This window comes from Thauera sp. (assembly GCF_034003485.1).
GTDB lineage: Bacteria > Pseudomonadota > Gammaproteobacteria > Burkholderiales > Rhodocyclaceae > Thauera.
In genome coordinates, this window is sequence record NZ_JAVEYL010000019.1 from 25,555 (window position 1) to 51,899 (window position 26,345).

Annotated in this window: 22 protein-coding genes; 14 read left to right on the forward strand and 8 right to left on the reverse strand. The window is 68.8% G+C overall.

The features are described 5' to 3' along the window. Positions 1-13: 13 nt before the first annotated feature. From RBT54_RS11985 to RBT54_RS11995, 3 genes are all read right to left on the reverse strand, one after another. On the reverse strand, positions 14-1,969 hold the full coding sequence (locus RBT54_RS11985) for an ATP-binding protein (protein WP_320367299.1): 1,956 nt from the start codon (positions 1,967-1,969) through the stop codon (positions 14-16). Between the two features lie 142 nt (positions 1,970-2,111). Continuing rightward, positions 2,112-3,248 carry an EAL and HDOD domain-containing protein gene (locus tag RBT54_RS11990; RefSeq protein ID WP_320367300.1) on the reverse strand — a complete coding sequence of 379 codons (1,137 nt, stop codon included), beginning with the start codon at positions 3,246-3,248 and terminating at the stop codon, positions 2,112-2,114. A gap of 14 nt (positions 3,249-3,262) precedes the next feature. After that, positions 3,263-4,273 (reverse strand): CDP-6-deoxy-delta-3,4-glucoseen reductase, encoded by a 1,011-nt coding sequence (locus RBT54_RS11995; RefSeq protein WP_320367301.1) that lies wholly within the window; start codon positions 4,271-4,273, stop codon positions 3,263-3,265. Between the two features lie 21 nt (positions 4,274-4,294). On the opposite strand from RBT54_RS11995, the gene RBT54_RS12000 reads away from it, so the two are divergent. From RBT54_RS12000 to mobB, 5 genes are all read left to right on the forward strand, one after another. Beyond that, positions 4,295-5,167, forward strand: a complete 873-nt coding sequence (locus tag RBT54_RS12000; protein WP_320367302.1) for an NAD-dependent epimerase/dehydratase family protein — start codon at positions 4,295-4,297, stop codon at positions 5,165-5,167. A gap of 62 nt (positions 5,168-5,229) precedes the next feature. Then, a complete protein-coding gene (locus RBT54_RS12005) occupies positions 5,230-5,640 on the forward strand; it encodes a CopD family protein (protein ID WP_320367303.1) in 411 nt (136 codons plus the stop codon). Positions 5,641-5,695: 55 nt separating this feature from the next. Continuing rightward, positions 5,696-7,186 (forward strand): sigma-54 dependent transcriptional regulator, encoded by a 1,491-nt coding sequence (locus RBT54_RS12010; RefSeq protein WP_320367304.1) that lies wholly within the window; start codon positions 5,696-5,698, stop codon positions 7,184-7,186. 70 nt (positions 7,187-7,256) lie between these two features. Beyond that, positions 7,257-9,356 carry a cache domain-containing protein gene (locus RBT54_RS12015; RefSeq protein WP_320367305.1) on the forward strand — a complete coding sequence of 700 codons (2,100 nt, stop codon included), beginning with the start codon at positions 7,257-7,259 and terminating at the stop codon, positions 9,354-9,356. Then, positions 9,353-9,886 carry a molybdopterin-guanine dinucleotide biosynthesis protein B gene (gene mobB / locus RBT54_RS12020; RefSeq protein ID WP_320367306.1) on the forward strand — a complete coding sequence of 178 codons (534 nt, stop codon included), beginning with the start codon at positions 9,353-9,355 and terminating at the stop codon, positions 9,884-9,886. The genes RBT54_RS12015 and mobB overlap by 4 nt, the downstream gene beginning before the upstream one ends. A gap of 7 nt (positions 9,887-9,893) precedes the next feature. Here mobB and RBT54_RS12025 read toward each other — a convergent pair whose 3' ends face one another. From RBT54_RS12025 to RBT54_RS12035, 3 genes are read right to left on the reverse strand one after another with little or no spacing between them, the layout of a single operon-like run. After that, entirely contained in the window at positions 9,894-10,835 is a 942-nt protein-coding gene (locus RBT54_RS12025) for a helix-turn-helix transcriptional regulator (RefSeq protein ID WP_320367307.1), read from the reverse strand. Beyond that, positions 10,828-11,457, reverse strand: coding sequence for a molybdenum cofactor guanylyltransferase MobA (gene mobA, locus RBT54_RS12030; protein ID WP_320367308.1), 630 nt, complete (start codon positions 11,455-11,457; stop codon positions 10,828-10,830). The genes RBT54_RS12025 and mobA overlap by 8 nt, the downstream gene beginning before the upstream one ends. 22 nt (positions 11,458-11,479) lie before the next feature. Continuing rightward, positions 11,480-12,307, reverse strand: coding sequence for a formate dehydrogenase accessory sulfurtransferase FdhD (locus RBT54_RS12035; RefSeq protein ID WP_320367309.1), 828 nt, complete (start codon positions 12,305-12,307; stop codon positions 11,480-11,482). 154 nt (positions 12,308-12,461) lie between these two features. Between RBT54_RS12035 and RBT54_RS12040 the strand changes: the two genes are divergently transcribed. The 9 genes from RBT54_RS12040 to RBT54_RS12080 all read left to right on the forward strand — a co-directional run bounded on the left by RBT54_RS12040 (position 12,462) and on the right by RBT54_RS12080 (position 21,561). After that, on the forward strand, positions 12,462-12,929 hold the full coding sequence (locus RBT54_RS12040) for a DUF3305 domain-containing protein (protein WP_320367310.1): 468 nt from the start codon (positions 12,462-12,464) through the stop codon (positions 12,927-12,929). Further along, positions 12,926-13,570, forward strand: a complete 645-nt coding sequence (locus RBT54_RS12045) for a DUF3306 domain-containing protein (protein ID WP_320367311.1) — start codon at positions 12,926-12,928, stop codon at positions 13,568-13,570. The genes RBT54_RS12040 and RBT54_RS12045 overlap by 4 nt, the downstream gene beginning before the upstream one ends. Positions 13,571-13,697: 127 nt before the next feature. Next, complete coding sequence (locus RBT54_RS12050) at positions 13,698-15,818, forward strand: 4Fe-4S binding protein (protein ID WP_320367312.1); 2,121 nt, start codon at positions 13,698-13,700, stop codon at positions 15,816-15,818. Further along, a complete protein-coding gene (locus tag RBT54_RS12055; RefSeq protein WP_320367313.1) occupies positions 15,815-16,450 on the forward strand; it encodes a molecular chaperone in 636 nt (211 codons plus the stop codon). Before RBT54_RS12050 ends, RBT54_RS12055 begins: the two co-directional genes overlap by 4 nt. Positions 16,451-16,517: 67 nt before the next feature. Beyond that, positions 16,518-16,724 carry a hypothetical protein gene (locus tag RBT54_RS12060; protein ID WP_320367314.1) on the forward strand — a complete coding sequence of 69 codons (207 nt, stop codon included), beginning with the start codon at positions 16,518-16,520 and terminating at the stop codon, positions 16,722-16,724. Between the two features lie 13 nt (positions 16,725-16,737). Further along, positions 16,738-19,650: a formate dehydrogenase subunit alpha gene (locus RBT54_RS12065; RefSeq protein WP_320367315.1), complete on the forward strand. Its 2,913-nt coding sequence runs from the start codon at positions 16,738-16,740 to the stop codon at positions 19,648-19,650. A gap of 18 nt (positions 19,651-19,668) precedes the next feature. Continuing rightward, positions 19,669-20,295 carry a formate dehydrogenase FDH3 subunit beta gene (gene fdh3B / locus RBT54_RS12070; protein WP_320367316.1) on the forward strand — a complete coding sequence of 209 codons (627 nt, stop codon included), beginning with the start codon at positions 19,669-19,671 and terminating at the stop codon, positions 20,293-20,295. Next, a complete protein-coding gene (locus tag RBT54_RS12075; protein WP_320367317.1) occupies positions 20,292-20,525 on the forward strand; it encodes a hypothetical protein in 234 nt (77 codons plus the stop codon). The genes fdh3B and RBT54_RS12075 overlap by 4 nt, the downstream gene beginning before the upstream one ends. 13 nt (positions 20,526-20,538) lie before the next feature. Continuing rightward, positions 20,539-21,561, forward strand: coding sequence for a formate dehydrogenase subunit gamma (locus tag RBT54_RS12080; RefSeq protein ID WP_320367318.1), 1,023 nt, complete (start codon positions 20,539-20,541; stop codon positions 21,559-21,561). Positions 21,562-21,707: 146 nt separating this feature from the next. On the opposite strand, the gene RBT54_RS12085 is transcribed toward RBT54_RS12080, so the two are convergent. Together RBT54_RS12085 and RBT54_RS12090 are read right to left on the reverse strand one after the other, a co-directional pair. Continuing rightward, positions 21,708-24,608, reverse strand: coding sequence for an EAL domain-containing protein (locus tag RBT54_RS12085; RefSeq protein ID WP_320367319.1), 2,901 nt, complete (start codon positions 24,606-24,608; stop codon positions 21,708-21,710). Beyond that, on the reverse strand, positions 24,605-26,248 hold the full coding sequence (locus tag RBT54_RS12090) for a FecR domain-containing protein (protein WP_320367320.1): 1,644 nt from the start codon (positions 26,246-26,248) through the stop codon (positions 24,605-24,607). Before RBT54_RS12090 ends, RBT54_RS12085 begins: the two co-directional genes overlap by 4 nt. Positions 26,249-26,345 lie beyond the last annotated feature (97 nt).

Genomic DNA, 26,345 nt, shown 5'->3' on the forward strand with positions numbered 1-26,345 from the left:
CATCATGCAACACTCAGGCGCTTTGTTCCAGCGGGACGAAGATCTGGAAGCTCGTGCCCGTACCCATTTGGGTTCGACATAGCAAGGTGGCATTCCACTGCGCGAGGATCTCGCGCACCACGCTCAGGCCGAGGCCCTGGTGTCCGTTGCCCTTGGTGCTCATGCCAGGTGACAGAGGATCGAGGGCGCGCTCGGTGGGCAGGCCAGGGCCGTTGTCGACGAAGCGGATCTCGAGACAGTTGCAGCCGTCGACGTTCACGAGCGGGAACACCGACACCACCAGCCGCTGCCCGGGCTGCAGGGCTTCGGATGCATTGCGGAACAGGTTCAGCAGCACCTGCTTGAGCGCCGAGGCGGGAATCGCGGCGTGCGGTACATCGCGTGCTGCACGCAGTTCGAGCTGGATGCCGCGACTGCCGAACAGTGGCTCACCATAAAGCGTGCGCATGTCGAGCAGGAGTTCCGGCACGCGGCAGTGGCGTGTCTCGCTCGCTTCGGTGGGCATGTCGGCCGCGCCACGCAGCAGGTTGTCGATGCGATCGAGCTCCGCGTTGAGCAGGCTCATTTCGTCCTGCAGCGGCGTGTCGTCGGCGCGTTCCTGCGCGAGCATGCCGATGCGGCTCTTAAGCACGGTGAGCGGGTTGGTGGCCTCGTGCACGATCTTGCGCACATGGTCGCGGAAGCGTTGCTGCAGCATGGCCTCGCGTGCGGCGACCTCGTTGCGCTGGCGGTTGTAGCTGCGCAGGGCGCGTGCAGCGGCGCCGAGCAGCGCGGCGTAGCGCCAGCGCAGTTCGCTGTCTAGCGGCTGCGCCGACGTGGCGCCGATCAGTGCCACCACGCCTTCCTGGCCGGACGCCAGCGGCAGGACGTGGAAGCCGGCGCGCCCCAGCCAGCGCGCGATCTGCCAATCGGCAAGGCTGCGTCCGGGGCCGCTGTCGTCGAGAAAGAAGGAGGTCGGATGTTCGCTGCGCGTGCTGAGTGCGATGCAGCTCGACTCGTCATCGACGCGCAGCTGCAACTCGGTAATGAGGTTGGCGACGCTGCCGGGTTCGGGGGCGAGCATCTGTTGCAGGCGGCCGTCCTCGCCGCTGCCGAGCAGGATTGGCGGCGTGTGCAGGCCGAAAAGCGGTCCAGCGATGGCAAGGCGTTCGCGGATCGCGGCGCCATCCAGGTCGACGAAGGCGGCGGTGAGCAGGCCGAGCATCCCGGCGCAGCGGTAGGGGTCCTCGGCCAGGCGTAGCGAGGGCCGCGCCGGTGCTGCGGCCGATGCGGGTGCCGCCGGAAAGGCGGCGTGGCCCGACACGATGTAGGCGACGTCGGTGCGCAGGCTCAGTACGCTCGTCGTTTCAAGTCCGCTCAGGCGGGCGACTGTCTCGGCCTGATCCGGCCAGTCGGGGGCGGTCAGTCGATCTGCGCCTTCGACCAGCGCGAGCAGGGGATGGGCGCCCACCAGCTTTTCGTCCAGCAGGCCGCTGGTTTCCAGCGCATCGGCGAGGCTGGGCGGTAGCCCGCAGGCGGCCACGAGATCGGTCGCCGGCGGCCGCGCGGCGCGCTTCCAGCCGGTAGAGCGGGTCAGGCCGCGCCACAGGCCTGCGAGATAGGCTTCGTCGGGGCGCGGATAGCCGGTTTCGATGGCCAGATGGAGCGCACACTCGGCGCGCAGCAAGGCCGTTTCCGCCGCTTCGTCGCCCTCCTCGCCCACATGGCCGAGGCCGAGCAGCCAGGCGCGCAGCAGATCGGAACCGATACGCTCGAGGCGGCGGCGCAGCACGGTATTGAGCCCCTCCTGGAGCTCGCCGGGCCCCAGCGGGTCGGCCACCAGCAGCGCGAGGCTGAGCGCCGGGTCGCGCGCACCGACGAGTGCGATCTCGGGCCAGTTCGGCGCTTGCGCCGCCAGCAGACGCAGGATGGTGGATGCACCATCCGGCAAGGGCTGGAGTTCAAAGGCGCTGAAGGTGGCTGGCAGCATGCGGTCAGGGCGCGAAGGGTGTTGACCGCTGGATTCTAGCTGCGCGTTCCGGTCCACACTGTGACGGGTGTGGCAGCTGTGAGCAAAAGCTCGGCACCTGACCCTGCCGCACCGTCAGATCGGGTGTCGCTGCAGGGTGGCTTCAGGCGTGCAGGCTATCGGCGAAGCCAAGGCCGACGAGCTGGGCACGGTTAACCTGCTCGAAGGGCAGGTGCAACTCGGTGGTGGTGGCGGCGAGGGCCTTGACGTCGAACTGCTCGCAGGACTGCGCCAGGCGCAGGAAAGGCGCGAATTCGCCCTGGCCGTAAAGCAGCGCCTCGCTGACGTTGGCCGGCAGGTTCATCTCCTCGAGCAGGGTCTGCATCGAGGTGCCGAGCAGGGTGTGCAGCAGTGAGAAGGCGCCGGTGATGAAGAGGTTGTCGCGCTCGCTGGCCTCGAAGTAGCTGGCGCCGATCTCTTCCATGAAGCGGCCGCGCGCAATCGCGGTCTGCATCAGCGCAGGCGCGCTCGGGTCGCGGCTGGCGGTGACCAGCAGCAACGACAGCCACTTGTTGAGCGCGTCGTAACCCAGGATGCTGACTGCGTGGCGGAAGGACTGGATCTCGCACATCAGTCCGAAGCCGGCGGAGTTGATGTAGCGCAGCAGCTTGTATGACAGCGCCACGTCCTGCTTGAGCACCGCCTCGATGTCACGGATCTCGCCGTTGTTACGCACCAGGTTGAGCAGGCGGACGATCTGCGCGTGCCCGGGCGAGAGCGTCCTGGCCGGCAAATTGCCGTGCAGGAAGAACCAGCCCGAGGCGCCGTCGAAGCCTGCGCCCACTGCGTCGCGGAAGCCGCCGATGTCGGGCAGGCCCCAGGCCAGGCTCAATCCCGGCGAGCCAGTCGGCGCCGGGCAGCGGCGCGCATCGATCAGCACGAAGCGCCAGTCGTAACCGGCAGGCAGCGCGATCCCGGGCTGGAACCAGGTCAGGCACATGCCGACGCCCGCATCGCGCAGTTGCGCCATCAGCGCCTGCGTCTGCGGGTGAGCCAGGGTCTGCGCCGGAATCTCGATTGCGGCGTTGTCCGGGATCGCCCAGTTCATCAACTCGGGCGTCGGCACCAGACGGCCCAGGCTGACGAACACCGGGTGATGCGTCGGCCATACGTCGGCCTGGCTGGCGAGCGCTTCTGCGACCGAAGCGATGCTCGGACCGTGGGCGATGATGCGGTTGGCGGTGATCGCGCGGTTCTTGTTGACGACCGGCTCGCGGGTCAGCAGGGTGGTCTGGCTCATCGAGCGCTCCGGGGTCAGTTCGACGGCTGGGCGAAGGTGAAGGCGTCGGCGAAGAAGGCGTCTTCGGGCAGGCCGCGGCGGGTACAGAAGCTGCCGCGTGCGGCATCCACCATCGCCGGCGCGCCGCAGACGTAGACCTCGTGTGCGCAAAGGTCGGCGAAGTCATCCAGCACCGCCTGGTGCACCAGGCCCTGGCGGCCGTCCCACACCTCGTCCGACAGCACCGGCACGTAGCGCAGACCGGGCAGCGCGGTTTGCCATGAGCGCGCGAGCTCGTCCATGTACAGCCCGCCGCGGGTGCGCGAGCCCCAGTACAGCGTGATCGGCCGGGTCAGGCCGATGTGGATGGCGTGCTCGATGATCCCCTTGATCGGCGCGAAACCGGTGCCGCCGGCGACCATGACGATCGGGCGCGTGGAGTCCTCGCGCAGCCAGAAGCTGCCGTGCGGGCCCTCGAAGCGCAGGATCTCCTTCTCCTTCATGGCCTCGAACACATGCGCGGTGAAGCGTCCGCCGTCGATGCGGCGCACGTGCAGCTCGAGGTGGCCGCCGTCGTGTGGCGCGTTGGCGATCGAGAAGCTGCGGCGCTGGCCGTCGGCGAGCAGGATGTCGATGTACTGGCCGGCGCGGAACTGGAAGTTCTCGCTCGCGGGTAGCTTGAGGTCGATGAGCATGACGTCGTCGGCCAGGCGCTGCAGCTTCTGCACGCGCGAGGGCAGCCTCTTGACCGGGATGTCGTCGGCGCGGGTGACGTTGCGCGCCTGTACGACCAGGTCGCTCAGGGGTTTCGCGCAGCAGAACAACGCGTAGCCCTCGGCACGCTCGGCCTCGGTCAGCGCGCCGTCGGAATGGCGGCCCTGTTCCACCACGCCCTCCAGCACCTTGCCCTTGCACGCGCCACAGGCGCCGTCGCGGCAGCTGTGCGGCAGCAGCAGGCCCGCCGCGAGCGCGGCCTCGAGCACGGTCTGGTCGTCGGCGGCCTCGAAGTGATGGTCGCCCGGGCGTAGCGAAATCCGATGGGTCATGGTGCGTGAGATAATGAAAAGATGAAACGAATCCTGATCGTGGGCAGTGGCGACGTCGCGCTCCGCACCCTTCCGTGGCTGACGCGCCGGTTTCGCGTGTTCGCCCTCGTGCGTCAGCCCGAGGGCGCGTCTGCGTTGCGGGCGGCCGGGGCGATTCCGATTGTGGGCGACCTCGACGACCGGCGCAGCCTGCAGCGTCTCGCTGGCCTCGCCGATGCCGTCCTGCACTTTGCACCACCGCCCTCGAGCGGGCGTGGCGACCTCCGCACACAACACCTGCTGGCTGCACTGGGAAGCCGCAAAAGTCTACCACAGGGCTTGGTATACATAAGCACGACAGGGGTTTACGGCGACTGCGCCGGGGCCGGCGTGGATGAAACCCGGCCATGCAATGCGCAAACCGCACGCGGCCAGCGTCGGGTCGATGCCGAACGTCGCTTGCGCGGCTTCTGCCGGCGCACCGGCGTGCGCGTCGCCCTTTTGCGGGCACCTGGAATCTACGCCGCCGACCGCCTGCCGCTCGAGCGCCTGCAGCGTGGCGATCCGGTGCTGATGGCGGAAGAGGATGTGCACACCAATCACATCCACGCCGAGGACCTCGCCCGCATCGCCTGCCTGGCGCTGTTCCGCGCCCAGGCCGGGCGCGCCTACAACGCCAGCGACGACTCCGGCATGAAGATGGGCGACTACTTCGACGCCGTGGCCGACGCCTTCGCGCTGCCGCGGCCGCCTCGTCTGGGCCGTGCCGAGATCGCCACCCGCTTGTCGCCGCTGACGCTGTCCTTCATGGGCGAGTCGCGCCGCCTCGACAATCGCCGGCTGAAGCGGGAACTGCGCGTGCGCTTGCGCTATCCGACGGTCGCGGATGGCCTGGCCGCGGCCACCGCGGCCTGAGCCCGGCTGCTTTCCGCGTCAAACGCCAATTTGTTCACATCAACCCTGGAGCACGTTCCTGCATGCTGTCCCTCAAGGCCCTTCACATCATCTTCGTCACCAGCTGGTTTGCCGGCCTGTTCTACCTGCCCCGCCTGTTCGTGAATCACGCCATGGTCGAGGACGCCGCCACGCGCGATCGCCTGGCGATGATGGAGATGAAGCTCTACCGCTTCATGACCCCGCTCGGCATCCTCGCCGTGGCGCTCGGCCTGTGGCTATGGTTCGGCTACGGTTTCGCCGGTGGCTGGTTGCATGCGAAGACGCTGCTCGTGATCGGCCTGATCGGTTATCACCTCTACTGCGGCAAGCTCATGCGTGACTTCGCCGCCGGCCGCAACACGCGCAGCCATGTGTGGTACCGCTACTTCAACGAGATTCCGGTCGTGGTGCTCTTCATCGTCGTGTTCCTGGTCGTGCTGAAGCCGTTCTGAGGCCAGGCGCGCGGACAGGGTGACGATGCGGAAAGCGGGAACGGGAGGCGAGGCGATGCTGGATGAGCTTGCAGAGGGGGCGGGCCCCGCCGCCGGTGTCCGGGAACGAACGGTTTCCGCCGAACAGGCGGGGCCTTCGGCCGGTGCGCGGACGGTGGATCTTGCCGAGTACAACTGGCAGGCACATTCGGTGCTGGTGGTGGACGACGAGGAGGGCATGCGCAACTTCCTCGAGCGCACGCTCGCCCGCCGTTGCGGGATGGTGCAGTCGGCGGCCGATGCCGAGCATGCCGCGGCGCTGATGGCGCGGCTGCATTTCGACCTGCTGATCCTCGACATCGCGCTGCCGGGCAAGTCCGGCATCGAATGGCTGCACGAGCTGCGCGAGCACGGCTACACCGGCGACGTGATCCTGGTCACCGCCTTCGCCGACATGGAGACCGCGATCGACGCGCTGCGCGGCGGCGCGTCGGACTTCATCCTCAAGCCCTTCCGCGTCGACCAGATCCTCAACTCCATCAAGCGCTGCTTCGAGCGCGCACGGCTCACGCGCGAGAACTTCGTGCTGCGTCGCGAACTCGCCGGCCTGGCGGCGGATCCGATCGGCCTGGTCGGGCACTCGGTTGCGATCGAGCAACTGCGTGCGATGGTGCGTCGGGTCGGGCAGATGCCGAGCACGGTGCTGCTGCAGGGTGAGTCGGGCACCGGCAAGGAGGTCGTCGCACGCGCGCTGCACCAGACCAGCCCGCGCGCGCAGCGCCCGTTCGTGCCGGTCAACTGTGCGGCGATCGCTTCCGAGCTGATCGAGAGCGAGCTCTTCGGCCATGTGAAGGGCGCCTTCACCGGCGCCAGCGAGAGCCGCAACGGCCTGTTCTACTACGCCCATGGCGGCACCTTGTTCCTCGATGAAATCAGCGAGCTGCCGCTGGCGTTGCAGACGCGGCTGCTGCGCGTGCTGGAGGAGCGCAAGCTGCGCCCGGTCGGCTCCGAGCGCGAGGTGCCGGTGGATGTGCGTATCATCGCCGCCACCAACCGCAACCTCGCCGGCGAGGTCAAGGCGGGGCGCTTCCGCGAGGATCTGTATTACCGCCTGGCGGTGGTCGATCTCCCCCTGCCGCCGTTGCGTGCCCGCAGCGAGGACATCCCGGACCTGATGCGCCACTTCATGCAGCAACTCTCGGTGCAACTGGGCGTGGCGCCGCTGTCGTTGTCGCACGAGGTGGTGAGCCGCCTTGCCGCGTATCGGTGGCCGGGCAACGTGCGCGAGCTGCGCAACTACGTCGAGCGTTCGATGATCCTCGGCTGCTTCCCGAGCGCACCGTCGGGGGCGCCTGCCCCGGATGAGGTGCCCGCGGCCGGCGAGCTCGCGCTGACCCTCGCCGAGGTCGAGCGTCGCCACATCGAGCGTGTGGTGGACGACTGTGCGGGCAACAAGACCGAGGCCGCGCGCCGGCTGGGGGTGGCGCGCAAGACCCTCGAGCGCAAGTTCGCCGACTGGGCTGCCACGCAGGCGACGGACGCCGCGCGCCTCGGGCGGCGGGCGTAAGCGGCATGGCCGCGCATATCCGGGGGCGCATCCGACGCCCCCAGCCGCAGGTCTGTGCGTGCTGACGCCGATGCCCGCAAGCGTGGCCGAGCGCCTGCGCCGTTCGGTGCGGGCCAAGCTGCTGTGCCTGGTGCTGGCGCCGCTGATGCTCGGCTTCCCGATCATCATGGGCCTGCTCGGCTGGTGGGGGGAGAGCTACTACCAGCGCCTGATGTCGTCGCGGGTAGGCAGCGACCTGGCCACGGCACACGGCTACCTCGAGCGCATGATCGAAGGCGTGGGCAGCGGCGTGCGCGGCCTCGGGAGTTCGCACGCGCTGGCGCTGGCGATCGACGCGGAGGCGCCCGCGTCGGCGACCGGGCGCGAGCCCCTGGTGGCCCTGCTTGGCGCGCGCCAGGCGCAACTCGGGCTGGACTTCCTGAACCTGCTCGACCTCGAAGGTCGGGTGCTGCAGTCCTCGACCGGCATCGCCGCCGGCACCTTGCGCGGCGACTGGCCGATGGTGGATCGTGCGCTGCGCGCCGGCGGCGGCAGTGCGATCGAGCGCTTCGGGCCGGATGCACTCGAGGCCATTTCGCCAGCGCTGCGCGAGAAGGCGCGCCTGCCGCTGGTCGCCACCGAGCGTGCGCTGCCCGATCCGCGCAGCGCAGAAGAACGGGGTCTGGTCATCCATGCCGCGGCGCCGGTGTTCGATGCGCACAGCAACCTGATCGGGGTGCTCGAGGGCGGGATGCTGCTCAACGGCAACCTCGACTTCGTCGACACCATCAACGGCATCGTCTACCGCGAAGGCTCGCTCCCCGCGGGCAGCGTCGGCACCGCGACGCTCTTCCTCGACGACACCCGAATCGCCACCAATGTGCGCCTGTTCGAGGGCGCGCGCGCGCTCGGCACGCGGGCCTCGGCCGAGGTGCGCGCCGATGTGCTGGGTGCGGGCCGGACCTGGCTGGAGACGGCGTTCGTGGTCAACGACTGGTATGTGTCGGGCTACGAACCGGTGCTCGACAGCCGCGGCGAGCGCGTCGGCATGCTTTACGTCGGCTTTCTGGAAGCGCCGTTCCGCGCAGCCAAGCGCACGGCTTTCCTCATTGTCGGCGCCATCTCGCTGCTGATCAGCGTCGCCGGCGTGCTGCTGACCCTGCACTGGGCGCGCGGGATCTTCCGGCCGATCGAGCGCATGCACGCCACCATCGACGCGATCGATGCGGGTGCGGCGCAGGCGCGCGTCGGCCCTGTCGACAGTCGCGATGAGCTCGGCCGCCTCGCCGCCGAATTCGACCGCCTGCTAGATACCCAGGCCGCGCAGCGTGCCGAGCTGCAGGCGCTCAATGCCTCGCTCGACCGCAAGGTGGCTGAGCGCACGGCTGATCTTGCCGCTGCCAATACGGAGTTGCGTGCTGCCCAGCACCGCCTGGTGATGAGCGAGAAGCTCGCCGCCATCGGCGAGCTGACCGCCGGCGTGGCCCACGAGATCAGCAACCCGACCGCGGTCATCCAGGGCAATCTCGACCTCATGCGCGAGGAACTCGGCCCCGCCGCGCAGCCGGTGGCCAACGAATTCCGCCTGATCCACGAGCAGGTCAACCGCATCCGCGTCATCGTCACCAAGCTCCTGCAGTTCGCCCGGCCCGGCGAGTTCGCCGGCTATGTGGAGGCGGTGGACGTGAACGCGGCGCTGACCGACTGCCTGGTGCTGACCCGGCAGCATCTCGCCCGCGGCCAGGTGAAGGTGGTGCAGCGCTTTGCGGCGCAGGGGCGTGTGCGCATCAACCTGCAGGAACTGCAACAGGTGCTGATCAACCTCATCGTCAACGCCGTGCAGGCCATGCCCGAAGGCGGCACGCTGACGCTGGAGACGAGCGATCGTGATCCGCACTCCGACGCGCGCGGCGTACGCATCGTGGTGCGCGACACCGGGGCCGGGATCCGCGCCGAGGACATGGCGCGCGTCTTCGACCCCTTCTTCACCACCAAGAAACGGCAGGGCACCGGGCTGGGGCTGTCGATCAGCCATACCCTGGTGGAGCGCTACGGCGGGCGCATCGAGGTCGACAGCGCGCCGGGCCAGGGCGCTGCCTTCACGGTCAGCCTGCTGGCCGAGCCTGACTACCGCAACGACGGCGGCGCGACCGAGCGCGGCCGTGAATCACGGGAAACGAACGCGACATGAAAGTGATGGGTTTTGCCGGCTGGTCCGGCAGTGGCAAGACGACGCTGGTGGAACAGGTGATCGGGGTGCTCAGCGCGCGCGGGCTGGTGGTGTCGCTGGTCAAGCACGCGCACCACAGCTTCGACATCGACCACGCCGGCAAGGACTCCTGGCGCCACCGCCAGGCTGGGTGCCGCGAGGTGATGGTGAGCTCCGCCCAGCGCTGGTCGCTGACGCGCGAGCTGCGCGGCGCGCCCGAGGCCACGCTCGACGAACTGCTCGCCCACCTCGGCCCCTGCGACCTGGTGCTGGTCGAGGGCTTCAAGCGCGCGCAGATTCCCAAGGTCGAGGTCCATCGCGCGGCGGTCACCGAGCCGCTGCTGCATCCGGACGACCCACATATCGTCGCCATCGCCACCGATGCTGCGCTCGCGACGCCCCTGCCACAGCTCGACATCAACGATCCGGTGCAGGTTGCCGACTTCATCGCCGCCCATCTCGAGCTTCAGGCGGGGCGGGAAAGCAGGAGTGCGGCGAAGGCCGTCGAGTGAAGCCTGATCAGTCAAGGCCGAGCACGCGGCCGAGCGGGGCGAGGTCATAGCCGCCCAGGCGCCGGGCGAGCGTCTGCGAACGCAGATCGCCATGGGCGGCGAGCAGGTCCTGGAACAGGCGGCGAAACAGGATCTCGCGCGGTAGCGCAAGGTCAAACGCCTCCCAGCCCAAGGACAGAAAGCCGAGGCCGAATTCGACCGCCGCAGCCCGCGCGCCCGGCGCGCAGTCGGCGTCCTCGCGCGCGACCAGCGCGGCGGCTTCGCGTTCGCTGCGCGCCTCGGCCACCACGCTGCAGTCGGCAGCCGAAAAGCCGCGACTGGCGAGCGCGGATTCGAGGAAGTGGCGCGAGCCGGCGCCGGCCTGGCGCATCGCCCAGCGGTAGTCGAAGGCGGCGAGCGTCTCGATGCCATCCACCGCCAGCCCGCGGCGCAGGATCACGCCCTGCTCGCGCAGCGTCAGGCGCACCAGCGCCCAGTGCCGGCTGGGGCCGAAGCGGCGCAGCAACAGGGCGTGCTGCTGGGCGCTGTGCTCGACGCCGCCCCAGTGTAGTGCGCACACATTGGCGCGGCGGCGCGCGAGCAGCTCCAGGCCGGTGAGCGTGCCGGTGGGACTGTAGGCGACCAGGCCCTCGGCGCCGAGCTCGCCGGCGAGCGCCGCGGTGGTTGCCGCCAGCAGCGGGTCGTCGCTGCCGGTGATCAGCAGGCGGTCGGTGAGCGCGCCGCCATGCGCCTGCTCGAGCAGCCATTCCTCGAGCAGCGCGCGCGGAAACAGCCACTTGCCGCCAACGCGCGCGGCCGGGATGTCGCGGCTGTTGGCGAGCTCGTAGAGCTTCTTCTCGTTCAGGTGCAGGAAGGCGGCGGCCTCGCGCGCGGTCAGGCAGGCGGGCGTATCGGCCACCTGAGCTTCGCGTGGCGCGGCCGGTCCGCCGCTGGCGCGAATCTCAGCCATGGCTCGCGCGTGGCAGATCCTTCGCGGCGTCGGCGAGTTCGTCGCGGGTGTTGATGTTGCGAAAGGCCGCTTCCTCGTCGTCGAAGCTCACTTCCACCACCTTCAGCGTGCCGTACCAGCGGTCGATCTTGCGGCCGCCGCCGGCAAGGAAGGCGCCGAGATGCTCGGCGACGTCGCGCCGACACAGGCAGAACACCGGGTGCGCCTGCTTGAAGGTCCTGGCGACGGCAAGCTGGGCGCCTGCGGCGTGCAGCGCGGTGGCCAGGCGCTCGACCAGGTCGGCGGGCAGGAAGGGTGAATCGCAGGGCGCAGTGACGACCAGCGGATGGCGTGCGCGCGTGAGCGCTGCATGCAGCCCGGCGAGCGGACCGGCGAAACCGCCGATGTCGTCGCCGAACACCGGGTAGCCGAAGGCCTGCCAGGCCTCGAGGTTCTGGTTGGCGTTGATGATCAGTTCGTCGACCTGAGGGGCGAGGCGCGCCAGCGCGTGCGCGGCCATCGGCCGGCCGGCGAGCTCGACCAGGCCTTTGTCGACGCCGCCCATGCGGCTGCCCTGGCCGCCGGCGAGCAGCACGCCGGTGATGTGGTGCGCGGCGGGGCGGGGTGAGGTGTGTGCGTTCATGTCTTGTGGTGGCTTGTACGGTTCAGTCGCGCTCGAAGCGGTCGTCACCGGAAAACAGCAAGTAGTGCTTGCCCTGGGCGCGTCCGACCATGGTCAGGCCGATCTTGTGCGCGATCTGCCAGCCCATGTGGGTCAGACCCGAGCGCGACACCAGGAAGGGAATGCCCATCTGCGCGGTCTTGATCACCATCTCCGAGGTCAGCCGGCCGGTGGTGTAGAAGATCTTGTCGGCGCCGTCCTGCCCATCGAGCCACATCTGCCCGGCAATCGCGTCCACTGCGTTGTGGCGGCCGACGTCCTCGAAGAACATCAGGATCTCGCAGCCACCGGGCGTGGCCTGCGCGAGCGCGCAACCATGCACCGCACCGGCCTGCTTGTAGATGGACTCGTGATGGCGCACCGCGTCCATCAGCGCATAAAGCGTCGATTGCTTGAGCAGGCGGTCCTGCGGCAGGTGGATCTGGTCGATCTCGTCCATCAGTCCGCCGAACACCGTGCCCTGGCCGCAGCCGGTGGTGACGGTGCGGCTGCCGAGTTTCTCGTCGGCGTCGCGCAGGCCGTTGCGCGTGGTCACCGACACCGCATCGACTTCCCAGTCCACCTGCACCGATGCGATCTCGCCCAGGCTATTGACCAGGCGCTGGTTGCGCAGCCAGCCGATGGTGAGCGCCTCGGGCGCGGCGCCGAGCGTCATCAGGGTGACGATCTCGCGCTTGTCGACGTAGAGCGTGAGGGGGTGCTCGCCGGCAATCGAGGTTGGCACCGTCTCGCCACGTTCATTCAGGGCGGGGATCTCGACGGTCAGCGCGCGGCTGGCCTGGCTCAGCAGGGGGCGGTGGGAGGCGGTCATCGCGAAGGATCGACTGATGCGAAAGCGACCGATTGTAGCCCCAAGCCACTGCCCTCGCGCTCGACCCTCGGCTGGGGGTTTCCGCAGTCGCGCGCTGACGTACGGGCACGTATGCTGTAAAGGACATGGTTCCCTTCCCCACTGGTGCTGGACGATGAACAGTTTTCCGATTGCAGTAGTCATGGAGCGCCGCCGCCTCGACAACCCCTGGATCGACGCCGCCTGGGAGGCCGTCGGCGTGGTGCCGGCCTTCGATGACGCCGATCCGGCGCCGCGCCGCATCGTCGATGAGGACGCGCGTAGCCAGTGGCGCATGGGGGGCTTCGCCCTCGAGCTTTTCCGCGACGAGGCCGAGAACTACTTTGCCAACGTCACTGCCCCCATCCCCAAGGTGTTCGTGATGTGGCGCATGGAGGACGAGCTGCCGCGGCTGGCGGCGGTGTCGGTGAGCTACGGCGAAGCGGCGCGCTGGCTGGATTCGGGCGAGCAGGTCGACGGTGTGGCCATGCCGCGCGAGATCGCCGACTGGGTGGGCGACTTCGTCAACACGCACTACAAGCCCGAGCCGAAGAAAAAAGTGAAACGCAACGACCCGCTCGGGCTGGACCGGAGGCGCGCATGAGCGGCGGCTTCCTGAACCGCTGGTCACGACGCAAGCTGGCGTCCGCCGGCAAGGCGCTGCTTGCCGACGCGCCTGTGCCCGGTGTGCCGTCGGCGGCTGCGCCGGAGCCAGGCGGGCAGGACACTCTGCGCCCCGCGGGTGCGGGGCCCGCGTCAGCGGCGGCAACGGGTGCCGAGGCGGCGACGTCTGCGGCCGAGGCCCAACTGCCACCCGTCGAAGGGCTGACGCTCGCTTCGGATTTCACCGCCTTCCTGAAGGATGAGGTGAGCGACACCTTGCGCCGCCAGGCGCTGCACAAGTTGTTCGCCGACCCCCACTTCAACCGCATGGACGGTCTGGATATCTATATCGACGACTACTCGCTGCCCGACCCGATCCCGCCCGAGGCCATGGCCAAGCTCAAGCATGCCCGTGAGTGGCTGATGGCGAACGAGGCGGAGGCGGAGGCGGAGGCGTTGGAGGCGGCAGAGGCCGCGGCGGCGAAGGACGACTCGCCTGCCGGGCAGGCGGAAGCGGAAAGGGATGCGTCGCAAGCGGAGGCGTCGCAAGGCGCCTCGGCTGAGATTGGTGATGAAGCCGTACCGATCGCCATCCCTGGCGTTGCGCAGGAGGCGATCGAGTCAGGACAAAAAGCACCGTGAGCGACAAATTGTCCGTGTGACCTCGCGGCGCCTGGAAAAAGGCGGCGTTTTGATGATTGTGGCGGATCTGGTTGCCGGCTTGCCTGGCCCATGAACTGCTTTGTTTGAGGGATTAATGGAACGAAACATGTCCGACAGTCATAAGCCGCTCCCCACCGCTGACGCCGCTCGCGTTCACCTTTGCGATTGCAACCGCAGCTTCGTGCTCGACGCCGCACGACTGGCGCCGGCGGCCTGTCATCACGCCCTGTGCGGCGCCGAGCTGCCTGCGCTCGAGGCCGCGCTCGCCCTGGGCGGCGAGGTGCATGTCGCATGCACGCAGGAGACCGCGCTGTTCGGCGAACTCGCCGAGGCGCAGGGTGCCGGCGAGCGCATCCGCTTCTTCAATCTGCGCGAGAGCGCAGGGTGGTCGGCCGAATCCGCCGCGGCAACGCCCAAACTCGCCGCGCTGATCGCCGCCGCGACCACACTGGCCGATCCCGAGCCGGTGCCAGCGGTGCAGATGAGCGCCGGGCGCAGCCTTTTGATCATGGGCGAGGCCGGTGCGGCGCTGGGCTGGGCGGGGCGCCTCGCCGGCAGCTTCGAGCCGGCGGTGCTGATCACCGCGCGCGCTGCCGATGCCGAACTGCCGGCAGTGAATGCGTATCCGGTGTGGTCGGGCAGGGCGGTCAGGCTGAGCGGTCATCTGGGCGCGTTCGAGTTGCAGTGGCAGCAGCACAACCCGATCGACCTCGACCTGTGCGTGCGCTGCAATGCCTGCGTCAAAGCCTGTCCCGAAGGCGCGATCGGCTTCGACCTCCAGGTTGACCTGGACGCCTGTCGCGGCCACCGCGCCTGTGTCGCCGCCTGTGGCGAGATCGGCGCGATCGACTTTGCGCGCCAGGATGTGGCCCGCAGCGAGCGCTTCGACCTGGTGCTGGATCTGTCCGCAGAACCCTTGCTCAGGCGCATCGAGCTGCCCGACGGCTACGTCGCCCCGGGTCGCGACCCCTTCGAGCAGGCGCTCGCGGTGCAGGCGCTGGGCGAATTCGTCGGCGAGTTCGAGAAGCCGCGCTATGTTGCTTTCGAGGCTGGACTATGCGCGCACAGCCGGGCGAAGAAGACTGGCTGCACCAACTGCATCGAGGCCTGTTCCACCGAAGCGATCCGCTCGAATGGCGACGTGATCGCGGTCGATCCCTATCTGTGCAAGGGCTGCGGCACCTGCAGCACGGTGTGCCCCTCGGGTGCGCTGTCCTTCCAGTATCCGCGTGTGCCCGAACTCGGTCAGCGCGTGAAGACGCTGCTCGCCGAATACGCGCGCGCCGGCGGCGAGGATGCCTGCCTGCTGTTCCATTCCGCCGAAGCTGGCACGGCCGCGATCGGCCGCCTCGCGCGCCGTGGCCGTGGGCTGCCTGCGCGGGTGATCCCGGTCGAGGTGTGGAGCGCGGATGCGGTCGGGCTGGACCTGATGCTCGGCAGCCTCGCGCTCGGCGCCTGTCAGGTGGTGGTGCTCGCCGCCGCCAGCCACGACGCCGCGCCGCTCAAGGCGCAGGCGGGTCATGGTCAGACGATCCTTTCCGCGCTCGGCTACGGTGGCGAGCATCTGCGCGTGGTCGAGGCCGATGCCGACGACTGGCGAACGCTCGAGGCTGCGTTCCACGACTGGGGGCCCGCGGTTGGCGTCGCCGAGCCGGCGCGCTTCCAGTTGCTGCCGAAGAAGCGCGAGACGCTCGACTTCGCGCTACGCCATCTGGTCGCGCATGCGCCGGCCGCGACCACAGCGGCCGGCCTGCCGGCCGCGATCGCGCTCAAGGCCGGCGCGCCCTTCGGCCAGGTGCTGGCCTCGGACGCCTGCACGCTCTGCATGTCCTGTACCGGCGCCTGTCCGGCCGGCGCGCTACGCGCGGCCAGCGACGCTTACCGGCTCGAGTTCGTCGAGAAGAACTGCCTGCAGTGCGGGCTGTGCGAAGTCTCCTGTCCCGAGTCCGCGATCACGCTCGAGCCCCGCCTGCTGCCCGGTGAGTACGGTACCGATGGCGCACGCAAGGCGCGCACCTTGCGCGAGGCCGACATCTTCCACTGCACCGCCTGTGGCAAGGCCATGGGCGCCGCGCCGTTGATCGAATCCATGATCGCCCGCCTGTCCGGCCACTCGATGTTCGCCGGCGAGGCCGAGCGCGCGCGCCTGCGCATGTGTGCCGACTGCCGGGTGATCGACATGATGAAGACCGAACCGGCCGTGAAGGCCTGGGACCTCACCGAATGAGCGAAGCAATTTCAATCCAGCCCCAGCCGACCTGGTCGGACGAGGATCGCGCGCGCGCCGAACACTACGCGCTGATCGCCCGCCTGTTCCATGCCACGCCCGACGCCGCGCTGTTGGGCGTGCTTGCGCAGGTCGGGCAAACGCTCGGCGGCAGCGAGGGCGATCTGCCGCGCGCCTGGGCGGCGCTCGGCGCGGCGGCGCAGGCGATGCCGCTGACGACCGTGGCCGACGAGTTCGACGCCTTGTTCGTCAGCGTCGGCAAGCCCGAGGTGATGACCAACGCCTCCTGGTACCTCACCGGCTTCCTGCAGGAAGAGCCGCTCGCCGAACTGCGCGACGACCTCGCCGCGCTCGGGCTGGGCCGCCGCCCGGGCGTCACCGAGACCGAGGACCACATCGCCGCGCTCGCCGAGGTCATGCGCCACCTGGTGCTGACCGGGCCGGACGATGCCGGACTGGCACGTCAGCAGCGCTTCTTCGGGCGCCACATCGCGCCCTGGTACGCGCAGTTTGCCGGCGCGCTGGGGGCGGTGCCGAAGGCGGATTTCTACGCGAAGGTCGCCGCCCTGCTGGCGGCTTTCATGGATATCGAGCGCCAGGCGTTCGACATGATGGAGGCGGAAGCGCATTGAGCGCGGCCGTCATCGAAACGATGCGGGGCGGGCGAGGGCCTGCGCTGCGAATGAGGGGAGAGCGAGGATGAAGGACGAGAACACCAAGCTGTCACGCCGCAATTTCCTGGCCGCGATCGGTGCGGGCGGGGCGGCGAGCGCCGCCGCGCTGGCGGCAACCGCCGCCCAGGCGTCGCCCGTCACCGCCGAGGTGGTCGAGCACGCACGCCGCGAGGTCGCGGACCAGGGCGTGAGCGAGCACATGCGCAATTACTACCGCACGACGCGGATCTGAGGAGGACGCGAGGATGTTGACCAAGAAATCCGCGACCGCCGCCACCAGCGCGCGTCGCCTGCGTGGCGCTTCGGCGCGCCAGCTCGGCCAGACCATGGACCGCCGCGCGTTCCTGAAGCGATCGGGTCTGGGCGTGGGGGCCGGCGCGCTCGCCACCCAACTGCCGTACAACTTCATCGGCGCCGCCGATGCCGCTACGCCTGCCGGCGCCGCGCGTGCCGAAGGCAAGGCCGAGATCCGCCGCACCATCTGTACCCACTGCTCGGTGGGCTGTGCTGCCGACGCTGTGGTGCGCAACGGGGTGTGGGTGCACCAGGAGCCGGTGTTCGACTCGCCGATCAACCTCGGCGCGCACTGCGCCAAGGGCGCGGCCCTGCGCGAGCACGGACACGGCGAATACCGCCTGAAGTACCCGATGAAGCTGGTCGACGGCAAGTACCAGAAGATCTCTTGGGAACAGGCGCTCGACGAGGTTGGTGACCGCCTGCTGAAGATCCGCGAGGAGTCCGGCCCCGATGCCGCCTACTTCATCGGATCGAGCAAGCACAACAACGAGCAGGCCTACCTGCTGCGCAAGTTCGTCTCGTTCTGGGGCACCAACAACACCGATCACCAGGCGCGCATCTGCCACTCCACCACCGTGGCGGGCGTGGCGAATACCTGGGGTTACGGCGCGATGACGAACTCCTACAATGACATGCAGAACGCCAAGGCGATGCTGTTCATCGGCTCGAATGCAGCCGAGGCGCATCCGGTGTCGCTGCTCCACATCCTGCACGCCAAGGAAAACGGCGCGAAGATGATCGTGGTGGATCCGCGCTTCACGCGCACTGCGGCCAAGGCCCACCAGTACATCCGCATCCGCTCCGGCACCGACGTGCCCTTCCTGTTCGGCCTGCTTTACCACATCTTCCAGAACGGCTGGGAAGACAAGCAGTACATCGATGACCGCGTCTTCGGCATGGACAAGATCCGCGAGGAAGTGCTCGCCAAGTGGACGCCGGACCAGGTGGAAGAGGCCTGCGGCGTGCCCGAGGACCAGATGCTGCTGGCCGCGCGCACCATGGCCGAGAACCGCCCGAGCACCATCGTCTGGTGCATGGGCCAGACCCAGCACTCGATCGGCAACGCGATGGTGCGTGCGTCCTGCATCCTGCAGCTCGCGCTCGGCAACATCGGCAAGTCGGGCGGCGGCGCCAACATCTTCCGCGGCCACGACAACGTGCAGGGCGCGACCGACGTCGGCCCCAACCCCGACTCGCTGCCCGGTTACTACGGCCTGGCGGCGGGCTCGTGGAAGCACTGGTGTGGCGTGTGGGGCGTGGATTACGAGTGGGTCAAGGGCCGCTACGCCTCGCAGGCGCTGATGGAGAAGTCCGGCATCACGGTGTCGCGCTGGATCGACGGCGTGCTCGAGAACAAGGACCTCATCGACCAGCCCGCCGGCAACCTGCGCGCCGTGGTGTACTGGGGTCACGCGCCCAACTCGCAGACGCGTGGCGCCGAGATGGTCGAGGCGATGAAGGCGCTCGACACCCTCGTGGTGATCGACCCCTACCCGTCGGCCACCGCGTCGATGGCGGCGATGGTGCGAAAGGACGGCGTGTATCTGCTGCCCGCCTGCACCCAGTTCGAGACCACCGGCTCGGCCACCGCGTCGAACCGCTCGCTGCAGTGGCGCGAGAAGGTCATCGAGCCGCTGTTCGAGTCCAAGCCCGACCACACCATCATGTACGCGTTCGCGAAGAAGTTCGGCTGGGCCGATGAGTTCGTGAAGAACATCAAGCTCGACAAGGATGCCCAGGGCTGGGACGAGCCGAACATCGAGGACGTGCTGCGCGAGATCAACCGCGGCACCTGGACCATCGGCTACACCGGCCAGTCGCCCGAGCGCCTGAAGCTGCACATGAAGAACATGCACACCTTCGACGTGAAGACGCTGAAGGCGGTCGGCGGCCCCTGCGACGGCGATTACTTCGGCCTGCCGTGGCCGTGCTTCGGCACGCCCGAGATGAAGCACCCGGGCACGCCCAACCTCTACGACACCTCCAAGCACGTCATGGACGGCGGGGGCAACTTCCGCGCCAACTTCGGCGTCGAGAAGGACGGCGTGTCGCTGCTTGCCGCCGAGGGCTCGGCCTCCAAGGGGGCCGACCTGCAGATGGGCTATCCCGAATTCGACCACGTGCTGCTCAAGAAATTGGGCTGGTGGGACGAGCTGACCGAGGCCGAGAAGGCCGCGGCCGAGGGCAAGAACTGGAAGACCGACGTCTCCGGCGGCATCCAGCGCGTGGTCATGAAGAACCACGGCTGCCATCCCTTCGGCAATGCCAAGGCGCGCGCGGTGGTGTGGAACTTCCCCGACCCGATCCCGCAGCACCGTGAGCCGATCTACTCGCCGCGCCCGGACATGGTCGCAAAGTACCCGACGCACGACGACAAGATGAAGTTCTGGCGCCTGCCGACCCTGTACAAGTCGATGCAGGACAAGGTGAAGGACATCTCGAAGGATTACCCGCTGATCATGACCTCCGGGCGACTGGTCGAGTACGAGGGTGGCGGCGAGGAAACCCGCTCCAACCCCTGGCTCGCCGAGCTGCAGCAGGAGATGTTCGCCGAGGTGAACCCGAAGGACGCCAACGATGCGGGCTTCCGCAACGGCGAGTACATCTGGGTCGAGTCGCCCACCAAGGCGAAGCTCAAGGTGCGCGCCCAGGTCACCCAGCGCGTGGCCCCGGGTACGGTCTTCCTGCCCTTCCACTTTTCCGGCTGGTGGCAGGGCGAGGACATGCTGAAGTTCTACCCCGAAGGTGCGGCTCCGATCGTACGCGGCGAGGCGGTCAATACCGCCACCACCTACGGCTACGACTCGGTGACCATGATGCAGGAAACCAAGACCACCCTGTGCCGCGTGAGCAAGGCGTAAGGGCGAGGAGAAAAGACAATGGGACGCATGAAATTTCTCTGTGACGCCGAGCGCTGCATCGAATGCAACGGCTGCGTCACCGCGTGCAAGAACGAGCACGAGGTGCCCTGGGGCGTGAACCGCCGCCGGGTGGTGACGATGAACGACGGCGTGCCGGGCGAGCGCTCGATCTCGGTGGCGTGCATGCACTGCTCGGATGCGCCGTGCATGGCGGTGTGCCCGACCGACTGCTTCTACAAGACCGAAGACGGGGTGGTGCTGCACGACAAGGACAAGTGCATCGGCTGCGGCTACTGCTTCTACGCCTGTCCGTTCGGTGCGCCGCAGTTCCCCAATGGCCCGGCGGCCTTCGGGGCACGCGGCAAGATGGACAAATGCACCTTCTGTGCGGGCGGTCCCGAGGAAACCGGTTCTGCTGCCGAGTACGAGAAGTACGGCTCCAACCGCCTCGCCGACGGCAAGCTGCCGCTGTGCGCCGAGATGTGCTCGACCAAGGCGCTGATCGCCGGCGACGCCAATGTGGTGGCCGACATCTTCCGTGAGCGCGTGCTGCGTCGCGGCACCGGCGCCGAGGTGTGGGGCTGGGATGCTGCCTACGGTGGCGGCGAGCGCAAGCAGGAACGCAAGCGGGAGGGCCAGTCATGAGCGGCAAGCTGAAGTCGATCACGCTCGCGGCCCTTGCCGGCACCGCGCTGCTGGGCCTGTCGGCCTGCAGCGAGGTGCCGCAGGTCACGGTGTACGAGCAGGGCCAGTACAGCGGCAAGGCCGATACCCGGCCCTGGGAAGGTGGCGCGTTCAAGGGCGACCGCGCGGCCTGGGAGAAGGCGCTCAAGGAGCGCTCCCGCGGCCAGAACGAGTACAACCGCATCCAGTGAGGAGATGATCGTCATGACGACACACGCGATGCGGGGGCAGCGCGGCGGCTGGCTTGCCGTGCTGCTGCTCGCGCTCATGCTGTGGGTGACGGCGCTGCCGCTGCACGCGGCCGAGCCGCAGCACGGCAGTACCGCGGCTGACCAGGCCGAACGCCAGGTCGAACGTCCGCTCAACAACGCGCCGGTATGGCGGGCAGTGCGCTCGGGTGAGGAACACTTCACCACCGCGCGCAGCCCCGAAGCCGGCGTGCTGATCCAGAGCGAAGGCAACACCTGGCGCCAGGTGCGCAACGGCCCGATCACGCTTTACGGTGGCTGGCTGCTGATTCTGGTGCCGTCGGCGATCCTGCTGTTCTGGCTGATCAAGGGCACGATGAAGCTGCACGGCGCAAGGACCGGGCGCACGATGAAGCGCTTCTCGGGCTTCGAGCGTTTCGTGCACTGGGGTACGGCGATCAGCTTTCTGTTGCTCGCGGTCACCGGGCTGGCGATCCTGTTCGGCAAGCACGTGCTGTTGCCGCTGATCGGCCACGGTGGGCTCGGTCTGCTGCTCAATGCCGGCAAGCTGGTGCACAACTACGTGGGTCCGCTGTTCGGGATCTTCGTGGTGCTGATGTTCCTCACCTTCCTGCGCGACAACGTCTGGCGGCCGATCGACGCGATGTGGATCCGGCGTGCCGGTGGCCTGCTCGACGGCGGCCACGTGCCTTCGGGGCGGTTCAACTTCGGCGAGAAGACCTGGTTCTGGTTCGGGGTCACGTTCCTCGGTCTGACCGTGGCGATCTCCGGCCTGATCATGGACTTCCCGAACCTGGGCGAGTGGACGCGCTCTGACATGCAGACCGCGAACATCGTGCATGCGATCGGCTCGATCCTGATGCTGGCGCTGGCTTTCGGCCACATCTACATGGGGACGCTGGGCGCCGAGGGCGCCTACGAGGCGATGAAGACCGGCTATGTCGACGAGACCTGGGCGCGCGAGCACCACGAGCAGTGGTATCACGACATCAAGGCGGGCAAGTCCGGGCATCCCTGAGTCGAGTCCCGCGTCCATCCCCCGCTCGGGCCCGCTCCCCTCTCTTCGGCTCGGGCATTTGGCCCCGCGGCGCTTCGAGCGCGGCGGGGCTTTGTTTTGGCGGCGGTGCGCAAGGCGTCGGCCAGGGTGACTGGCCGGGGATGTTTTCAGTACCGGGCGTGCGAGTTGCGTACCGCACGTGCGGCATGCGGAGGTGGCTGCACGAGCCAGCCGCGAATCTCGCTGGCGGGCAAGGGTTGGGCGAAGAGGTAGCCCTGGGCAAGGTTGCAGCCGTGCCTGGCAAGAAAGCCGAGCTGCGATTCGGTCTCGACGCCCTCGGCGACCACCATCATGCCGAGCCCGTGCGCCAGGGCGATCGTCCCGCGCACGATCGCCGCGTCGTCGTTATCGCCCGCGATGTCGCCGACGAAGCTCTTGTCGATCTTGAGTTCGGAGATCGGAAAGCGCTTGAGCAGTGATAGGGACGAGTAGCCCGTCCCGAAGTCGTCCACCGCGATGCCCACGCCGAGCGCGTCGATGCGGTGCAGCAATTCCGCCGCGCGCTCGGGATCGCGCATTGCCGTCGATTCGGTGAGTTCCACCTTGAGCATGCGCGGATCCAGGCCGCTGCAGGCGAGCGCGTCGCGGATCGTGTCGACGATGCCCATGTCGGAGCACTGGCGGGCCGAGACATTCACCGCGAGCGGCACCGGATTCAGACCCTCTCCGCGCCAGCGCGCCGCCTGCGCGGTCGCCTCGCGGATCGCCCATTCGCCGATGTTGCGGATGATGCCGGTCTCCTCGGCCGCGCCGATGAAGACATCGGGTCGGACCAGTCCGCTGCCTGGGCGATGCCAGCGGATCAGCGCCTCCAGGCCGGCCAGGCGGCCGCTGGTGATGTCGATCTGGGGCTGGTAGAAGAGCTCGAACTCGCCGTCGGCCAGCCCGTGGTGCAGTGCGGCTTCCATGCTCAGGCGGTCGCGCGACCAGGTGTTCATCTCGGGCGCATAGAAGGTGTAGCTGGCGCCGCCTTCGATCTTGCCCTGATACATCGCTTTGTCGGCCATCGACAGCAGGGTCCCGGCATCGGCGCTGTCCTGCGGACCCACGCTGATGCCGATGCTGCATGACAGCACCAGGTCGGTGCCGCCTTCGGCCTGGACTTCGCGCTCGAGCAGGTCGAGCAGTTTGCGGGCCACCGCGGCCACTGCTGATTCGTCGTGCAGGTTGTCCATCAGGATGATGAACTCGTCGCCGCCCCAGCGCGCCACGGTGTCGCCGGTGCGCACCGAGGCCTGCAGGCGCTCGGCCACGACCTGCAGCACGCGGTCGCCCACGTAATGGCCGAGGCTGTCGTTGATGCGCTTGAAGCGGTCGAGGTCCACGAACAGCAGCGCCACCAGGGTGCCGCGGCGCCGGGCGTTGGCGAGCGCCTGGTGCAGGCGGTCGAGCATCAGCGCGCGGTTGGGCAGGCCGGTGAGCAGGTCGTGCGTGGCTTCGTGCTGCAGGCGGGCGGTGATGGCCAGCGTCTCGGTGACGTCGTGGAGCACGACGACGGCGCCTTCGCCGCCTTCCCGGCTCGTGCCGACCGGGGTCGCGGTCAGGCGCAGGGCGTAGTTGCGGCCATCCGGGCTGTGCCATGGAATCGGATCCGGCAGCCGGATCCCCTGGCGATGCTTCAGCGAGGCGAGCACGGTGCCGAGCGCGCCCGCGGTCAGGTCGGTGTACGACTTCAACAGATCACCGATCAGTTGTCCCTCGGCCTCGCCCTGACCCAGACCGGTGAAGCGCTCGGCCACCGGATTGATCATCGTCACCCGCGTGTTGTTGTCGATCGTGATGACCGCGTCGGTGATCGAGCGCAGCGTCGCGTCGGCATCGTGGCGGGCGTGGATCAGCGCGCCGCGTGTGCGCCCGATGTACTGGGCAAACCACAGCACGTAGCCGAGCAGGAAGCCGAGCACCGCCGCGCTCGGCGGCACCCAAAGCTGCAGGGCATTGAGCGCGAACCCGCTGGCAAGCGGCGGGACGACCACCAGGCCGCCGGTGGCGACCGCGCTGCGTAGCGGCATCCGCCCGAGCAGCCAGGCCGGTAGGATCAGAAAGAGCAGGCTCAGCACGAGCGTGGTGTTCGGGCTGGCGGTGCCGTAGGCCAGTCCGCTGCGTAGCGCCTCGAAGGCACGCGCATGAAACTCGACCGCCGGCATCCGTTGCCCCTGCGGCGAGGCCGGCGTCGCCAGCCCGCCGTCGACGCCCCCCGCGGTCGCCCCGATGAACACGGTCTGGCCCGCGAGCTGACGCGCACGCTCGGGTTGGTCGAGGAGCGCGAAGTAGGAGATCACGCGCGGGGCCGTTCCGGCGTCGGGGTAGGGCAGCAGCAGTTCGCCCTCGCGCACCCATGGCGTGCGCTGGCTCACCCGGTGCAGCCAGCCGCTGCGGCCGGCGTCGAGTCTGGCGTCGGCGCCACTGACGGCAGCCGGCGGCTCGCCGCTGGCGATCTTGAGGGTGGCGAGCGCAAGTGCATCCCAGCGTGCGCTGCTGCTGCCGGCACGGGTGAAGGTGCGGCGCGCGAGGCCATCGGCGTCGAGCTCGACGTCGACATGTCCGAGTGCTGCGGCCTTCGAGGCCAGTTGCGGTACCGGCAGGAGTTCGGCGATCCCGCCGTCGATCGCGCCGCCCGCGCGCGGCGCGATCGGCAGGACGATCCGCCGTGAGTCCGCCAGCGCACGTGCGAACTCGGCGTCGCCGGGCGCAGGCTCCGGGAACAGGATCGACAGGCCGATGCTCGCCACCCCGGCAGCGCTCAGGTGCTCGATCAGGGCAGCATGCACCGAGCGGTTCCACGGCCAACGTCCGAGTGCGGAGAGCGTGGCCTCGTCGATCGCCACCACCATCGAGGCGGGCGCCAGGGCCTCGGCCCGGAACATCGGTTCGATGGTGTCGTAGGCGACGAGGTCGAGGCGCTCGACCGGGGACCAGTCGGTCAGCGTGAGGAGGGCGGTAGTCAGCGCCGCGACCAGCCAGCCGCCGCGCGTACCGACTGCCGAGCGCGGGGCGGACGGCGTCATAGTGCGAGCAGCAGCGGAAGCAGGATCAGCACGGCGCGCCAGTGCGACTGTGGAACCTCGATCTGCTGGGGCTTGCTCCAGGGGCCGGGCGGGCTGCCGGCCTCCTGGCTGCGGATGCGCACATGCCAGGTGCCGCCCTCCGGCCTGGGCATGGCGAGCTCGGCGGTGGTGGTCTCGAGGGTATGCTCGGGCGCAGCGAAGTCGCCGCTGCGCCCGAGCTGGACCTCATAGCGCACCGCGCCGTCGGTGGCGCGCCAGCGCAGTTGCAGGACGTCGCCATCGACCTGCGGCGGCTCGGCAGCGGGGCCCGGGGGCGGACGGCGGAAACGCTGGATGTCGGAGTAGGGGCCACGGCCCTCGGCTGCGGTGCTCAGGCCGACCCGCCACCAGTAGTTGCCGCTCGGCAGCTCGTCTTCGAGGGTCAGTTGTGCTTCCTGTAGATCGTCGCGCGTCAGCAGGATGCGTTCGAAGTCCGCATCGGCGGCAAGCTGGAAGTGGTAGCCGGTGGCCTCGGGGCTGCGTGCCCATTCGAAGCGCACCCGTTCTTCGGTGGCAAATCCGCCTGGCGCACTCGGAAAGGGCGGCTCGGGCCGGGCATCGATGACGATCTCGCGTTCGCCATCCAGGCCTTCGAGCCCACGCCCGTCAATGGCGCGCACGCGCAGGCGGTAGCTGCCGTCGGCGAGGCCGTCCCTGCCCAGGATGGCGGGCTCGGTGGCGGTTCGATCCGAGTCGAGCGCGGTGAAGCCGGCGTCACCGGCGATCTGGCTGCGATAGTGCACCGCGCCTGCGACGGGCTCGATCGGGACACGGAAAGGCACACGGTCGATGCGCTCGGGCAGCTTGTCGAGCCTGGGTGCCGGCAGCAGGCGGGAGGAGGCTTCCGGCGCCTTGCCGGGCGTGACATGGCTGCCGGTGCCGGCCGGAAGGCGGGTGGTGCCGCGTCGGTTGTGCAGGGCGACCTCGCCCTTGATCGTTTCGGCGCGCAGCCCGTCGCCCGCGGCGGTGGCGCGGAAGTCGGTGCCGCGCACCGCGGCGACCGCGGCCGGCGTGTGGATGAGATAGCGCCCGCCGCCACGGCCGACCGGGCGCACCGTGTTCTCGAGGTGCCCGCGGCGTAGTTCGACGTCCAGTTGCTGCGCGCCGGAGGCCTTCAGGCGCCTGATCTCGCGCAGGGCGAGCTCGGTGTTGGCGCCGACCAGGCTGCGGCTGCCATCGGGAAATTCGAGCGTCAGGCTGCTGTCGTCGCCGCTGCGGATCACCGCGCCCGCTTCGACCTGCATGCCAGTGACCAGCGGCGCCACGTGCTCGCCGACCTGCTGCTCGACCTCGCCGCGAACATCGACGATGCGCGCGCGCGTGCGCTCGCCCCGCATCCAGGCGACCGGAATGCGCAGCACGGTCCCGGGCTGGATGGCCTGCGCGTCGATGATCTGGTTGTAATCCTGGATGCGCGGCCAGTAATCGATGCTCTTCAGGTAGCGCTGGGTGAGGTTCCAGGGATTGTCACCCGCGCGGACGACATAGACGAAATCCTGCGCCAGGGCGGCGCTCCCGCACAACGCGAGGGCGAGGCTCGCAAGCAGGATTGCGGTCGTGCGTCGTGCCAGCCGCGTGCACCGGAAAGTCTGGGCGAGCATGAATGAGCCTCGTGGGTGCAGGTCAACTGCGGAGCTATTCGGGAGTTTGTTTCAAAATGTCTGCAGATGATACCTTGCGGCTACCCGGATCGCCGTC